Origin of the sequence: Prosthecobacter sp., from assembly GCF_044226605.1 — a bacterium.
In the GTDB taxonomy this organism is placed as follows: domain Bacteria; phylum Verrucomicrobiota; class Verrucomicrobiia; order Verrucomicrobiales; family Verrucomicrobiaceae; genus Prosthecobacter.
On sequence record NZ_JBGAGS010000016.1, the window covers coordinates 1 to 14,641 of the forward strand.

The 14,641-nt window shown below is 61.0% G+C and carries 10 protein-coding genes; 6 read left to right on the forward strand and 4 right to left on the reverse strand.

Annotated elements, in window-relative coordinates; all coding sequences use genetic code 11:
• The coding region (locus tag ACILSO_RS21405) for a transketolase family protein (RefSeq protein ID WP_395739497.1) at positions 1 to 1,723 on the reverse strand (1,723 nt) is incomplete at its 3' end.
• 199 nt (positions 1,724 to 1,922) lie between these two features.
• On the opposite strand from ACILSO_RS21405, the gene ACILSO_RS21410 reads away from it, so the two are divergent.
• From ACILSO_RS21410 to ACILSO_RS21420, 3 genes are all read left to right on the forward strand, one after another.
• Complete coding sequence (locus ACILSO_RS21410) at positions 1,923 to 3,212, forward strand: DUF2314 domain-containing protein (RefSeq protein ID WP_395739498.1); 1,290 nt, start codon at positions 1,923 to 1,925, stop codon at positions 3,210 to 3,212.
• A gap of 64 nt (positions 3,213 to 3,276) precedes the next feature.
• Positions 3,277 to 3,675, forward strand: coding sequence for a thioredoxin family protein (locus tag ACILSO_RS21415; RefSeq protein WP_395739499.1), 399 nt, complete (start codon positions 3,277 to 3,279; stop codon positions 3,673 to 3,675).
• A 131-nt stretch (positions 3,676 to 3,806) separates the two neighbouring features.
• Entirely contained in the window at positions 3,807 to 5,717 is a 1,911-nt protein-coding gene (locus ACILSO_RS21420) for a CHASE2 domain-containing protein (protein ID WP_395739500.1), read from the forward strand.
• On the opposite strand, the gene ACILSO_RS21425 is transcribed toward ACILSO_RS21420, so the two are convergent.
• Positions 5,718 to 6,725: a serine/threonine-protein kinase gene (locus ACILSO_RS21425; protein WP_395739501.1), complete on the reverse strand. Its 1,008-nt coding sequence runs from the start codon at positions 6,723 to 6,725 to the stop codon at positions 5,718 to 5,720.
• A 305-nt stretch (positions 6,726 to 7,030) separates the two neighbouring features.
• Here ACILSO_RS21425 and ACILSO_RS21430 point away from each other — a divergent pair, with 305 nt between their 5' ends.
• From ACILSO_RS21430 to ACILSO_RS21440, 3 genes are all read left to right on the forward strand, one after another.
• Positions 7,031 to 8,386: a FecR domain-containing protein gene (locus tag ACILSO_RS21430; protein WP_395739502.1), complete on the forward strand. Its 1,356-nt coding sequence runs from the start codon at positions 7,031 to 7,033 to the stop codon at positions 8,384 to 8,386.
• 130 nt (positions 8,387 to 8,516) lie between these two features.
• Positions 8,517 to 8,903 carry a BlaI/MecI/CopY family transcriptional regulator gene (locus ACILSO_RS21435; RefSeq protein WP_395739503.1) on the forward strand — a complete coding sequence of 129 codons (387 nt, stop codon included), beginning with the start codon at positions 8,517 to 8,519 and terminating at the stop codon, positions 8,901 to 8,903.
• The gene (locus ACILSO_RS21440) at positions 8,900 to 11,086 is read left to right on the forward strand and encodes a M56 family metallopeptidase (protein ID WP_395739504.1); all 2,187 of its coding nucleotides are present in this window, start codon (positions 8,900 to 8,902) and stop codon (positions 11,084 to 11,086) included. Before ACILSO_RS21435 ends, ACILSO_RS21440 begins: the two co-directional genes overlap by 4 nt.
• 3 nt (positions 11,087 to 11,089) lie before the next feature.
• On the opposite strand, the gene ACILSO_RS21445 is transcribed toward ACILSO_RS21440, so the two are convergent.
• Together ACILSO_RS21445 and ACILSO_RS21450 are read right to left on the reverse strand one after the other, a co-directional pair.
• On the reverse strand, positions 11,090 to 12,574 hold the full coding sequence (locus ACILSO_RS21445) for a sulfatase (protein WP_395739505.1): 1,485 nt from the start codon (positions 12,572 to 12,574) through the stop codon (positions 11,090 to 11,092).
• Between the two features lie 34 nt (positions 12,575 to 12,608).
• On the reverse strand, positions 12,609 to 14,519 hold the full coding sequence (locus ACILSO_RS21450; RefSeq protein ID WP_395739506.1) for a sulfatase-like hydrolase/transferase: 1,911 nt from the start codon (positions 14,517 to 14,519) through the stop codon (positions 12,609 to 12,611).
• Between the last annotated feature and the right edge of the window lie 122 nt (positions 14,520 to 14,641).

A 14,641-nucleotide genomic window follows, 5' to 3' on the forward strand; every position in this document is an offset into this window, starting at 1 on the left:
CGGGCTTGCCCTTGGCGCCTGCCACGGCGTGCTGCACTTCGGAGCCGGTGGCGAGCACGATGGCTTCCAGCGGAGCGGTTTCTTTCACGAGGATGTAGCCGCCCTTGAGCGTGCCTTCGCGGCGGGTGGCGGCGCTGGCGATGCCCTGGTGTGGCAGATCCTGGCGGCTGAGCGCGAGTAGTGTGGGACCGTCATTGCGGCTGAAGGCTGCGGCGAAGGCGGCTGCAGCTTCTTCAGCATCGCCGGGGCGGATGACGTCAAGATTTGGGATGACGCGCAGACCACTGACGGTTTCCACCGGCTGGTGGGTTGGGCCGTCTTCACCCACGCCCACGGAGTCATGCGTGAAGATGTAGGTCACGGGCAGCTTGGAAAGCGCGGCAAGACGAATGCTCGGGCGGCAGTAGTCGGCGAAGACGAGGAAAGTCGCCCCGCTGGCCAGGAAGAGGCCGTCATAGGCCATTCCGTTGCAGATGGCGGCCATGGCGTGCTCACGGATGCCGAACCAGATGTTGCGGCCGGTTGGGTTGGAGGGGCTGAAGTCGCCGCCGTCTTTGATGTAGTTCTTGGTGGAGCCGAAGAGGTCGGCGCTGCCGGTGACGAGGTAGGGGATCGCCTTGGCCAGGTGGTTTAGGATTTCACCGCCGCTGTTGCGGGTGGCGGCCTTGCCTTCAGCCGGGTATTCAGGGATCAGCTTCAGCAGGTCTGCGGCGGTCTGCTTGTGCGCACGGGCGGCGTCGAGCTGCTTGGCGAGTTCCGGATTGGCAGCGCTCCAGGCCAGATAGACCTTGTTCCACTCGCCGTGGATGGCGGCGCGCTTGTTCTTGAGGTCGGCGAAGTAAGCCTTCGTTTCGTCGCTCACATAGAAGTGGGTGCCCTCAGGCAGGCCGAGGCCCTTCTTGGCGGAATCGACAAATTTCGCGCCACCTTCGCCGTGCGCCTTGGCGGTGCCGGCCACTTCGGGGATGCCTTTGCCGATGAGCGTGCGGGCGATGATGATCTTGGGCCTGCCGTTGTCGTTCTTCTTGGCGGTTTCGAGTGCGGAGAGGATGGCTTCCAGGTCGTTGCCGGGGATCGTCACCGCGTCCCAGCCCATGGCTGTGTAGATCGCCGCAGTGTCTTCGTCCTGGGTCACCTTGGCCATGGCGTCCAGCGTCACATCATTGGAGTCATAGATGAGGATCAGGTTGTCCAGCTTGTTGTGGCCGGCGAAAGCCACGGCCTCGCGGGCCACGCCTTCCTGCAGGCAGCCGTCACCGGCGAGAGCGATGATGTGGTTGCTGAGAATGGTGTGCTCGGCGGTGTTGTACTTCGCTGCAGCCATCTTGCCGCTGAGGGCAAAGCCCACCGCATTGCCGATGCCCTGGCCCAGCGGGCCTGTGGTGCACTCCACACCGCCAGTCTCGAAGGACTCCGGATGGCCCGGCGTGTGGCTTCCCATCACGCGGAATTTGGACACCTCTTCGATGGAGAGATCATAGCCGCTGAGGTGCAGCCAGGAATAGATGAACATGGAGCCATGACCGGCGCTGAGGATGAAGCGGTCGCGGTTCAGCCATTTCGGATCGGCGGGGTCGCACTGCAGGTTCTGGCCGAAGAGCACGGCGCCGATTTCGGCACAGCCGAGTGGGAGGCCGAGGTGGCCGGAGGAGCACTTGTGCACGGCATCCATGGCGAGACCACGGGCTTCGTTGGCAGCTTGAGCGAGGAGGGTTTTGTTCATGTAGAGAGGTTCGGGGTCGGTAGTGTCAAAAAAGCGCCAGATGCGGCCAAGCGCGGGACGTCTTTCTTACCGGTGCAGGGGGCGGTTTCAAGGTCGAAAACTAGGGGGAATCGGACGCCTTGTTCATCAAGGAGGACTTTCCGTACTTCGCGCAAAAGGGCTTGTTGCCGCGGCCAACAGCATGCCAGTAGAAGAGAGGATGAAAAAAATCATTAATTGGCTTACCTCGAACTGGACCTGCGCCGCTCTCCTTCTCGGTTTTCACGCCTGGGCCTGGGTGATGATCGGGATCTGGATGCACAATCAGTCTTCCAAAATCGTGGGTGCTCTCATGGCGGTGACCGCTCTGGGCTTGCTCATCCGGCTGCGGTGGACGCGCCTGGTGGGCACTGCGATGATGATCTGGATCGCCGGCTTCAAAGCCTATGGGCTGGTGGCCCGCGAGTTTACCTGGAAACAGGCGATGTTCAGCGCTGTCTATGGCTTCATCGCTTACCAGCTGTGGACCAAGCCGGACAACGGCATCATGGATGATTTCACCGAGGATGAGAAACCTGGGAGAGATCCAGGGAAGGATGAGGAGGAAGAGGACGACAAACCGATCATCTCCCTCGTGCATCTCCGCCGCCAGCCGCGCTACCTGGAGCCGCAAGTGCTGGCCAATGCACTATCCGAAGCCTGGGGCCTGCGCATCATCAGCAAGGAGGGAGACGAGGAAGACTCAGACGGCTTTGTCGTGGGGGACAATCCCTTGTTCTTCGTCTGGGTGAAAAAGCCTGCTTTCGCGATGTTGATGGTCCACAACCGCGACACGCCATACTTTGAAGACCCGGAGGAAGTGGCGGGAGAAATGCCGAACCTCCGCTTCGCCGAAATCTTTCGCGAACACAACGCCTGGCTCGCGGTGGATCTCATGCAGGTGGAAGGAACCCAGGTCGACCATGATGAAGCCTATCGCCTCATCGGCAAGGCGGTCGCCGCACTCGCGGATGACGACGTCATGGCCATCCTTTGCCCGCAGCATCGCTTCTTGAACCTGTGGTCACCCGAACTGGAAAAAACGCTTTGCGGCGCTGCTCCGCTGGATGCCTTGAAGGAGGAGGTCAAGGCACCCGTCATCGGTGTGCCTGATGGCGATGTAATCGCGAATGCCATCGCTGAGGCTCGCCGGCGCTGGCCGGAGTTTGTTGCTGTGTTCAAGAGCCGCCAGCCCGATGATGAGCGCTTCATCGTGAAAGCGCCTTTTACCGGAGAGAATGGCAAGGTGGAGCACATGTGGCTGCAGGTGTTTGGGCTGGAGCCGGAGTATGTCCATGGGAATCTCATCAACCACCCCATGCACAGCACCAGGCTGAAGATGGGATCTCAGGTGGAAGTGGCCGTGGCGGAGGTGTCCGACTGGATCTGCCCGGATGCAGAGGGCAATCCGCTGGGAAATTTCACCCAGCAGGCCGTTTCACAAGCGTCAAAGCAGAAGCGTAAGGCCTGATCACCGGGCCGCAATTGAATCCATCCGGGCTTGCCAGATCTCAATCTGGCCCGGATGGTACCGCGTGAACAAAGGAAATCTCCCCTTCTGGATTGCCGGAGCCGTCCTGCTGTATGTCGGCTGGATCGCTTTTGACATGCTGCGCCCTGCTTCAGGCGGAGGAGTGGGACACACCACCTCCATCAGCGCCGTGCGCACGGCCAAGGTTCCGGTGCTGGTGGAATTCTATGCTGACTGGTGCGGTCCGTGCAAAATCGTCGGCCCGCAGGTGGACGAACTGGCCCGGGAGCTGAAGGGCAGGGCGGTGGTGATCCGCATCAATGTCGATGAAGACCCCACGCTGGCGCGTTCTCACGGCGTGCAGGGCATCCCCACCTTCATCGCCTTCAAATCCGGACGTGAAACCGGCCGTCAGGTGGGTGGCATTCCAAAAGAAAAGATGCGGCAGCTGCTGGGGTTGTGACGGGGTCTTGAAAGGACGGCGGTGAAAGCAGAGAGTGACGTCAACAGTTGGAAAGAGCTAAAATCACGGCGTTTGCTTTGCGGCCTTGCAGACTCCGGCCCCACACGCCTATCCTCACGGCTTCGCTTCACATGAAAGGTCTGCTCCACCTCAAGGCACGTGCCATCCTAGGCGGTTTGGCTGGCATGGCGTTTGCCGCGCTGGCTTGGAGCGGAGTTTTGGACACGCTGGAAAACCTCACGGTTGATTATCGGCTGCGACTGCGCCGGGCACGTCCTGTGGCCGATGATGTGCGGCTGGTGGGCATAGGGGACCGTGACGTGGGTTCGCAGCTCGGTCGCTGGCCGTTCCCCCGTGCGGTGCATGGGGATGTGTTGAATATTCTGAGCGCTGCTGGCGCCAGACACACCACCTTTGATGTCCTCTTCACCGAACCCTCCGCCGATGCGGAGCAGGATGCGCGGCTGAAGGCAGCCATCTCCCAGCAGCCCAAGGTGACGCTGGCCTATTACTTTGAGCACGTGGAGCCGTCTGCGGCGGTGCAGACTGCTTCGGAGAATCGGGCGCATTTCATCAAAGGAGCCAGCCGGCATGGACTCAATGTGAACGGGCTGCGCTTTGTGCGCGGTTTTCTGCCGGTGCCTCCTTTCGCAGAACTTCCGGCCGGCTACGGCGCAGTGAACGTCGTTCCTGATGCGGACGGCGTCATACGCCGGGTGCCTCTGTTCTTTGCGCATGAGGGCCGGCTCTACCCGAGCCTGGCCATGCAAACGGTGATTGATGCGCTCAATCTGCGTGATGACCAGATCAGCATCATTCCAGGGCAGGAGGTGACGCTGGTGGACACACCACGCGGCACGCTCCACATCCCGATCGACGCGCGGGGAGAATACCGCATCAATTTCCTTGGTGACCTCGGCGTGTTCACGCCTGCCTTTGAGTACCTTGATCTCTATCGTGCGGTGGAATCCCGCGAAATGGCGGCGGAGCTCGGGGCGGCGGTCAAAGATCGGATCGTGCTCGTGGGCCTGGTAAGCACCGGAAACTCGGATGTCGTCAGTTCCTCCATCGGGCGCCTGCCTGGTGTCGCCGTGCAGGCCACGGTGGTGAGCAACATTCTTAGCGGCAGCCATCTGCGCTTTCTCCCGCGCTGGCTGCAGGTGCTGCTCATTGTCGCCGCCGGCGCCGGACTCGGAGTGTGCATGATTCCGGTGCGGCCCTGGTTTGGGATCATGGTGTTTGTGCTCGGCGTGCTTGCGTGGTCCGCAGTGGTCACGCTGGCCGCCAGTGGAAATTTCATCCTGCCGCTGGTGCCCGTGCTGCTGGCTTTCGGCGTGGCCACGCTCGTCATGCTGGGGCTGGAGGCAGCCGCAATGAAACAGGACCGCTCACGCCTCGTCAGCGTGCTGGGGCGCTACATTGCAAAACCCGTGCTTGAGCGTGCGGTGGACGCTGAAAAGCCTGCCGGAACTTCGACGGAACGCAGTGAACTGACGGTCTTTTTTTCTGACATCCGCGGCTTCAATGCCTGGGCGGAGCGTGCCGAGCCAGGGGAGGTGGCCGAACGGCTGAATGAATACTTTGCCGTCATGACGCCATTGATCGAGCGCCATGGAGGCACGCTCGACAAGCTGATCGGCGACTGCATCATGGCCTTTTTTGGTGCTCCGACCGCGCAGCCTGACCACGCGCTGCGCGCCGTGCGCATGGCGCAGGAAATGCAGGCGAAGATGCATGACCTGAACCGTGAATGGGAGCGCAGGGGCTACGAGCCCTGGCATGTTGGCATGGGCCTGCACACCGCTTTTGTGACCGTGGGGCATTTCGGTTCCAGCAGCTTCATGGATTACACCATTGTCGGACCCGGTGTGCATGTGGCCGCCCGCATTCAAAACATCACCCCGCCTGGCAAGATCTGGATCTCCGCCAAAACCCATGCCATGGTCATGGACCAGGTGCGCTCGGCGCAGTGCAGCTCCGTGGATTTAAAGGGGGGCGCAGGCCCCATGCACATCTTTGAAGTCGGCGCGGCAGGACCGTGATCAAAGAAACCAGCCCATGCCGTGCCCGTGTTCTTCTCCGGCTGGCAGAGGAGCCTGGTCGGACACTTGCGCGAGTGCCTGCCGCAGCTCCTCCGTGGACTGGTAGCGGAGTGTGCGGTCCACGCGCAATGCGCGGGAAATGATGTCGTCATACCGCACATCCAGCCCGGGCACGGAAGCCGAAGGCATGTCAAACAACCCGTGGGGCAGCCGTGCGGTCAGCATCTGGTAGAGCATGACGCCCACGGCATACACATCCGCCCGGCGGTCCACCACTGCATCTATGGCGAAGGATTCGGGGGCCATGAAGTGCAGCGTGCCCAGCGCTCCGTCCGAAGTGGTCGGCTGGCTTTGGCCTGCCACACGCACCTTCGCCAGGCCAAAATCCGCCACCTTGATCCCCCCGTCCGCACCGATCAGTATGTTGGATGGCTTGATGTCACGATGCACGATGCCGCGTTCATGCGCATAGTGAAGCGCCTCGCAGACTTTCATGATCATCGGCACCGCCTGGGAGGCGGGCAGGCATCCTTGTTTTGAAATGAGCCGCGCGACGTCCGAGCCCTCCACAAACTCCATCACGATATACCGCAGACCGTCCGCAGACTCGCCAAAGTCATGCACATTGACAATGCCCGGGTGGTTGAGCCTGGCCATTGCGCGCGCCTCGTTCCGGAAACGTCCGGCGAAGAGGTCATCGTCAGCGCCCAGTTCGGGGGGCAGAATTTTCAGAGCCACCGGCCGGTCCAGAGAGATCTGCCTGCCATGGTAAACCGCTCCCATGCCCCCGCGGCCCACCAGGCGCAGGATTTCAATGTGCGGCAGGCGCGCCTGAAGGTCTCTGACCGAAGGCGGCTTCCAGCGGGTGGGTGGCGGGGCTGGCGGGCGCCCAGCACCTTCGCGCGTGGGATGGGGCAGCCTGACCGTCACATCATCAAGTGTCTGTGCCTGCGAAGACGGCAAAGCATTGCCGCCCGTGGATGGAGCTGAAAATTCTGGCAGGGACATCGACCGCTAGCTTGAGCCCTGGCATGGGGAGAGTCAAAGCATCTCGAAGTGACATGATGCTCCGCATCCCTGCCTGGGCCTGGCGTGTGCTTTTTCTTTGGTGATCTGACCCTGGAGGGCGAGGTGTTTGCGGTTGTCATCTAGGCAAAGCGCTTCCAGAATGGCAGGCAGAAGTCATGAAGAAAAACTGCGGTTCATTGAACTTGGGATTTCGGCACCAGCCCCAGCAAAAGGGTGTTGATGTTGTGCCTGCGCTTGGGCCGGAAACCCCTCCCGGGCTTTCTGCTTCTCCGTGCTGGGATTCCATGAGAAACGTGCTGGTTCCCGCCGTCATGGGGCTGGTCGTGGCCTTTTCTCCAGTACGGGCGCAGGACGTGGCCAAAGTCTCGCAGGCGCTGCCGTTCGCCAGCAAAGGCAAGGTGGATCTGGTGGAAGCTGCCCCGGCCGCCACGGCTTCACCCGCAACCGTGAGGCCGTCCAATCCCACTGCCCTCACGGCCGGCGGAAAGATCAGCACGGATGCCACTGGCTCGGCATCCGTGACTCTTGGCAGCCTGGGCACGGTGCAGATGGAGCGCAACACCGAGATCCAGATTCCCTCCGAGCCAGATGCCGGGCACAGCCTGGAACTGCTGAAGGGAAAATTGTTTCTGAACATCAATGGCGAGCAGCTGCTGAAAAACAAAGCGGGCGAGTTCCGCCTCAAAACCCCCGCCTCGCTGCTCGCCGTGAAAGGGACCCGCTTCTTTGTCGATTGCGATAAGAAGAGCGAAACCGTCGGCCTCCACGAAGGGAAAGTACTCGTCACTGAGACAGCGGGCCAGGGCACGGCCGAACTGCTGCCGGGCCAGGGCGTCACCGTCAGCGCCGGACGCATCAGCCCACCTGCACCGCTTTCAGCCAAAGACCAAAGCCAGGCCAAGGCCTACGACGCCTTTGTTCTGACGCGCACGCCGCTGGTGCTCACCTATGTTCCGAATCCTCCGGTGGCTTTGCGAGGGAAACCGGAGCCGGCGCAGTATTTCCATGATGGCCGTGTGCTGTCCGAGCCTCCCTCCGAAAACATCAACGACTGGGAGTACCTGCGTTTCTATAATTTCACTTCCGCCGTCCGATATGTGAACGGACGGCAGGTCGCTCGTGACAAAGTCAGCCCCTTGTCCATCAGTCCGGACGGTTTGGTCACCATGACGACGAGCTACCAATACGTGACAATGAGCCGAAGTGTAAAAGGCCGGATGGCGCAGGTTCCACCGGTTCTGGGAGACCTTTACAAGTCCGTCCATGCCGACCTCCATTTCAAAGGCCGCGCCTGGCGTTCTGCGCACGCCGGCCGGGCTGATGTTGGACCACTGCTTGGCCTGCAGCTGCGCCTTCGTCTCAAGTGCGTGGGCCGTGTGTCCTGCGGGGTTAACACCTCTTTTAGTTCCACCTATAATCTCCCGACCACCTTTGACGCACCGGCGGATCTTCCAGAAGGGGGTTCCTGGGAACGTGACTGCATCCTGCCGGTAAAGCTCGACAAAACGGGCGAGGACAGCCGCTATAATCTGCATATCAATGTCTATCCCGAAGGTCCGGAGGACGCTGCGGGAAACCTGCGTGGCGGCACAGCGGAGCTGACCGTTCTCGACTGTGCGCTGGTTTCCCAGTCCCGCTGATCCCCCGCGGCACTTCCTGCCCGGGCGTTTTTAAATTTGTGCCGGTTTCACCACAAAAAGCGCGGCATCATGCTGAAATTTCAACATGCAGGCTTGACTTTGCATCCAGCCTGTTGAAAAATCAGCACCCATGTGGAACGACAAACATTCCAGTGAACTCAGCCGCCGCGAGCGTCAGGTGGTGGAAATCGTGATGAAGCATGGGCGGCTCTCCGCTCGTGAGATCGAAGAGAAGCTTCCTGAAGCCCCGACTTATTCGGCGGTGCGGTCCATCCTGCGCCTCCTGGTGGAGCGCGGGCATCTCGTCAAAACACAGGCCGACGGGCGCGACTGGTTTTCGCTGCCGGTCTCGCCCAAGAAAGCGCGGGTGAGCGCTCTACAAAGTTTCGTGAGCCGCTTTTTCGAAAACTCCGCCGGCGAGGCGGCGCTCGCCTTGCTGGGGCAGAAAAACGTGAAGCTCTCCAAGGAGGAGGCCGAAAAACTCATTCAACTCATCGAGGAGGCACGTGAATCATGAATGACTTGATGGAAGACGTGCTGCGCTTTCTCGCGTGGAATCCAAACTTGGGCCTGCTGGCATCCGCTTTTCTCACCAGCACAGCGGTGGTGCTGGTGGCCTGGGCAGTCACCTTGCAGCTGCAAAGCCGCTCCGCGCGCGCTCGCAGTCTGGTCTGGAGAATCGCTGTGGCGGCGCTGCTGGTGGTCGCCGCCTGGCGTCTGATGCCGGAAGCAGCACCTCCCGTGGCCGTGATGGAGTGGCGTGTGCAAGTGCACGCGGTACCGAGTGTGGAGGGGCCTGCCTCTGGAGATTTGCCTGCACTGATCCTGCCGGAAAAAAGCGCCTGGCAGAATGCGCTGTCCTGGCTGGAGAGCGCGGGCATCAGGCTCTGGCTCGGAGCCGCTGCGGTGCTGCTCTGCTGGCGTCTGTGCACCTCATTGGCCGGTATGATCTGGCTGCGGAAGCACAGCGAGCCGGCGCCAGAGCCGGTGCTTCGGCTGCTGCGAGAGCTGAATGCTCCAGTCCGGCTGGGCTGCCGCATGGCGCAGCGCTTGCAGTCACCCATGCTGTCCGGCTGGTGGCGGCCCGTGATCTGGCTGCCGCCGGAAGTGTCCGCATGGGATGACAAACGCCTGCTCGCAGTGCTGCGCCATGAGCTGGCGCACTTGCAGCGTGCAGATGTGGCCTTTCACTGGCTGGCCCAGCTCACTGTCTGCCTCTGGTGGTGGCAGCCGCTGGCCTGGCGTGCGTGGCGCAGCCTGCGCTCTGAGACTGAGCACGCGGCCGATGACGCCGCCGTTCTTGCCGGGGGAAATACGCATGAGTATGCGCGGACGCTGGTGGAGATCGCAGCCGGTCTGCCCTCCCGCCCCAGCCAGATGCCGGGCGTGACGATGTTTGGAGGAGAGTCCGTGCAGCGGCGTGTACGTGAGCTGATGAAGGCCAGCCAATGGCGCGGCCGCATTGGCATGGGCGCGATGGGCTTGATCGCCGTCGTGGCTGTACTCCTGGCTGTGCTGGCGGCGACGAAGGTGGAGTTTAAGCCGAAGGCACCAGTCTACCTGAGCGAGGCAAAACTGGTGGCTCCAGGGCTCGACGACAAAACCGAAAACGGGCAGGACTGGCGCGCGGATTTCTACGGCACGATCACTGAAACCCTTGAGTCTGGTGAAATGAAGCGGCACGCCTTGGAACGGCTCAGGGCCTTGTATCCGGACCTCAAGGACAAAGATGTGGAAATCCACGCATCGCTTCACGCATCACAGATCAAGGGCCCGCCCCAGTTTGATGTCCAAGCGCTCAGCGCGGACAGGAAATACGCCCAGGTCTTCCTGGATGCGTTGCTGGATGAATTCATCGCCTTCCGACAATCGGTCCGTGAACGGTCTGGCGGCACAGACATGCAGAAGCTCAGTCAGGAAGCCGTGAAGGCTCAAAAGGTCATGGAGGTAAGACTGGCAGAGCTGGCTGAATTCAAGCAGTCCAATAACATCATGGTGCTGACCAACGGCAACAACGAGGGGGCGCAATTTCTGGCCAAGATGCATTCCCAGTTGGAAGAGTTGCAGACCCAGCTTTCAGAGCAGGAAGTGGCCCTGCGCGATATTCCCTCTGCGATGACGATTGCCCAAACCCGGGTCAGCGAGGCACGACCTCTCACAATGACGGAGAAGGATTATGTCCAGACTCAAAGTGAACTTCGTCGCTGTGAGAACGAATTGAAGTATCTGCTCGAAACCCACAAGCCCGACCATCCTCTGGTGACCGATGCACAGGAGAAGGCGGCCAAAGTTCGCTTTTTGCTCAACGCTCTCATTGATCCTCTCCGGGAGGAGATGAATCAAAGGACGCAAGATATTCAGCGCAGAATGACTGTGCTCAAAACGCAACTGGCTGAGAAGCAGAAGGAGGCGCTCTATCTGGGTGAAAAGATTGCACAGCACGACAAACTCGAAAGGCAGGCCAAGGCAGCCAAAGAAACTTATGAAAAGCTGTTCGATCAGGTGAAGCATTCTCCGGCTCCGGCCCCAGGCAGGGATTTTGTGGCGATCCAGCAGCGCGCGCAGCCAGCCACAGAAGTCCAGCAAAGCGGGCTGCTTCCTGTTTGGAAGCTCTGGAAGAGCGAAACGAAACAGCCCGCTGAAGAAAATACGCCGAAGCCAGCACCCAAGAAAAAGGAACCCGCCAAAGCTGAGGGCTGAGGCTCAGCGTGGTCCTGGCGCATTGATGTGGCTGGCATCTTTGTCCCAGCCCGCCGGGGTGCCGCGGTAGTCGGCTTCCTTGAGCTTCAGTTTCTCGCCGGTTTCACGGTCAAAGGAGTCCTTGGAAAGGTTTGCCGGGACGGAGTCGCCGGTGGCGGCGGTCCATTCGTCCATGGCTTTGGCGAGGCGCTGTTTCACCGAGGCGTAGTTGGGATCATCGGCCAGATTGTGGAGCTGCAGCGGGTCGGCATCCGTGCGGTAGAGTTCCACGGGCGGACGTGGCGAGAGAAAAACATCCGCCTGCGGCGGCGTGAGCTTTCCAGCATCGCGCACGGCGCGCAGACTTTGAAACGAAGGCGAATGCACGGAGTCTGCCGGCCCCTGCCACGCGAGGTTCGGCCGCGAATTGACGATGTAGAGAAAGCCTTCCGAGCGCACCGAGCGGCCATGCGCCTCGTAGTCGTGCCAGTTGTGCTCGGAGAAGGCGTACTTGCGCGTCGTGGCAGCGGGATCGGCTAGCACCGGTGCAAAGTTGAGGCCCTGCATCGTCGGCGGCACAGCTACTCCGGCCAGTGAGAGCACTGTGGGCGCGATATCAATGCTGCTGATGAGGCTCTGCGTTGGAGTGCCCGCTTTGTTGATGCCCTTGGGCCAGTGCGCGACAAACGGTGTCTTCATCCCGGAGTCATGCAGGCGTGTCTTGGCACGAGGGAAGGGGCGGCCGTTGTCTGCCATGATGAGGATGAGCGTGTTGTCCAGCATGCCTTCTTTTTCCAACTCGGCCACGACGAGGCCGATGAAGTAGTCCCAGCGTGTGATCTCGTTGTAGTAAGAGGCCAGATCATCCCGTGTGGCGGTATCGTCATTCAAATACGGAGGCACGATGACCTTGGCGGGATCGTGCTTCGGACCGTAAAGGTCTTCCTTCCAGTCCTTGTCCGCATCCCACGCACGATGTGCATCCAAGGAGGCAAACCAGAAGAAGAACGGCTTGTCCTTCGGACGCTCCTGCACGGTCTTCACCCAGGTGGCGTGGCCGCCTTTGTTGCCGGGCTCGTTGCCTGCGTCCACGAGATCAAAGGGTGCGGGCTGCGGCTGCTCACCGGCGGCCGGTTTGTCCGAGGTCATGTGGTGCTTCCCAACCAGCGCCGTGTACCAGCCCGCCTCGCGCAGCAGGCGCGGGAACCACGGCAGATGCGCAGCGATGGGCTGATGCAGCTCCGAGGCGCGGCCGTTGTTGTGCGGATAACGCCCCGTGATGACACTGGATCGGCTGGGACTGCAACTGCTTGCCACCAGGATGGCCTCGTCAAAGCGCCGCCCCTTCGCCGCGAGCTTGTCGATGTTCGGTGTGCGCGCTGCTGCATTGCCATAGCAGCCCAGGTCATCATAGCTCACATCATCGGCGATGAAGAGGATGACATTCGGCGCAGCAGTGGCGGAGCCGATGAAGAGCAGCAGGCAGGCAAAGAGGCGTGGCAGGGGCATGGCAGGATCAAAAACGTTCGGGATAAAACGGAGGCTACTTTTTCCCCTTCTTCCGCGCTTTCTTGGTCGGCTCCGGCGCTCCCTCCGCATCACCTGCGGCGACCTTTTCGCCTCTTAAATCTCCGAGCAGGCGCGCCACATAGCCGCCGAAGCGCCCATCAGGAGACTCACCCTTCGCTGGCAATGCCTTGAGCTGTTCGGCCACCGGCTTGGCCTTGTCACCAAGATCGCCGATGGCGTTCAAAGCGCTGATGGAGGTGAACACATCGTGCTGGCTCCAGTTCGCGAGATTCACGAGCGCAAGCAGTGCCGTGCTTCGTTCAGCCTCATTGCCGTATTTCGCCAGCGCCCAGTTGGCTGCCACCTGCACATAGGTGGAGCTGTCCTTGGCAGCCTGGGTGATTTCATCGCGTGCGGCATTCACCCCATCACCACCCCGCATAAGGATGCCCATGGCAGACCAGTACCGGATGCCGCTGTCCTTGTCGGCAAAGCCAGCCTTGAGGTCAGGCATCGCATCAGCCTTCAGAGACGACGCTGCCCCTGCGGCCTTCACAATGCGGGCCAGCGGATAGAGCTTGTCGTCGTGCGCCATGTCATACGGCGTGGTGCCTTCGGAGCGGTGGTGCATTTCCCCTTCGGAAACCATGCCGGCATCACGGATCTTCAGCGCCAGCCTTTCCTGCGCAGCGCGCATTTTGGCCAGCGTGTCCGCATGCTCGGGGCGGGAGGCCAGGTTGTGCACTTCATCGGGATCGCTTTGCAGATCGTAGAGTTCCTCGGGATCCTTCGGCACTTTCCAGAAGATAGACTGCTCCGGCGTGAGTTTGCCTGCGTCATAAAGCTGCCGCCATACACGCGTGCTGGGAGTTTCAAACTGGTAGTTCACATGCTGGCCCTGCGAGAGATGCGGCATGTAGTTGCGCAGATAGACAAAGCGCCCGTCGGTGACGCTGCGGACGCAGTCATAGCGTTCGTCCATGCGGCCGCGGAAACCATAAACGTACGGCTGCAGTTCAGTCTGAAATTTGCCCGCAAAAGCATGCCCCTGCATCCACTCCGGCGGCTGCACGCCGATGATGCTCAGCAGCGTCGGAGCGAGATCCACAAAGCTCACGAGACGGTCCGACTTCACGCCTGCTCCATATTCCTTCGGCGCCAGGTGTTTCCACTTCGGCGGGAAGTAAACCACCATCGGCACTTGCAGCCCGGAGTTGCAGGGCCAGCGCTTGTTGCGCGGCATGCCGCTGCCATGGTCCGCATAGTAAAACACGATCGTATCCTCAGCGAGTCCCGCCTCCTCGATTTCCTTCAAGCGTCTTCCCGCAGAGGCGTCCGCCAGCGTCACCTGGTCATAATACTGCGCCCAGTCCTGCCGCACTTCGGGAGTATCTGGATGGTAAGCCGGCACCCGCACCTTCGCAGGATCGTGGATCGCCACGTGTGGCCGTTTGCGGAGCTGGCTTTCATGGCTGCAGGTCTCATTGAAAATGGCAAAAAACGGCTGCCCTTCCTTGCGGTTTTTCCAGTTGGCCTTCCCGGAGGATTCATCCCACACACCCTCGGGCTTTTCCAGGTTGTAGTCCTCCTTGCTGTTGTTCGTGCAGTAGTAACCAGCCTCACGGAGAAACTGCGGATACATCTTCGTGCCTTTCGGCATGGCCACCATGCTGCGCATGTGCTCCCCGCCGGTGGAGGGCGAATACATGCCCGCGATGATGGTGGTACGCGCCGCCGCACAAACCGGCGCGCAGGACCACGCGTGTTTGAAAAGCATGCCCTTCGCCGCCAGCGCATCCACATTCGGTGTGTCGGCATACGTGTCTCCATAGCAGCCCATGTGCGGCCCGTGGTCCTCGCTGGTGAGCCAGAGGATGTTGGGCCGGTCTGCGGCGAATGCGGAAACCGCGAGCAATGATGATAGGAAGAGGCTGAGGAGCTTCATGGACCGGGTGGAACGATGGCCGAAGGCCCGATCCTTCACGTGAATGGGCCTGCATGGACAAACCCGCCGCCTGGATTGTGCTGCTCCGCTGGCCTGGATAGACGGCATGGCCAATCAACGAT

Excerpts from the sequence above, each read along its gene's own strand:
- ACILSO_RS21440 (WP_395739504.1), top strand. The coding sequence starts at position 8,900 with ATGAATGACTTGATGGAAGACGTGCTGCGCTTTCTCGCGTGGAATCCA.
- ACILSO_RS21425 (WP_395739501.1), bottom strand. The coding sequence starts at position 6,725 with ATGTCCCTGCCAGAATTTTCAGCTCCATCCACGGGCGGCAATGCTTTG.
- ACILSO_RS21450 (WP_395739506.1), bottom strand. The coding sequence starts at position 14,519 with ATGAAGCTCCTCAGCCTCTTCCTATCATCATTGCTCGCGGTTTCCGCA.
- ACILSO_RS21435 (WP_395739503.1), top strand. The coding sequence starts at position 8,517 with ATGTGGAACGACAAACATTCCAGTGAACTCAGCCGCCGCGAGCGTCAG.
- ACILSO_RS21410 (WP_395739498.1), top strand. The coding sequence starts at position 1,923 with ATGAAAAAAATCATTAATTGGCTTACCTCGAACTGGACCTGCGCCGCT.
- ACILSO_RS21420 (WP_395739500.1), top strand. The coding sequence starts at position 3,807 with ATGAAAGGTCTGCTCCACCTCAAGGCACGTGCCATCCTAGGCGGTTTG.
- ACILSO_RS21430 (WP_395739502.1), top strand. The coding sequence starts at position 7,031 with ATGAGAAACGTGCTGGTTCCCGCCGTCATGGGGCTGGTCGTGGCCTTT.
- ACILSO_RS21445 (WP_395739505.1), bottom strand. The coding sequence starts at position 12,574 with ATGCCCCTGCCACGCCTCTTTGCCTGCCTGCTGCTCTTCATCGGCTCC.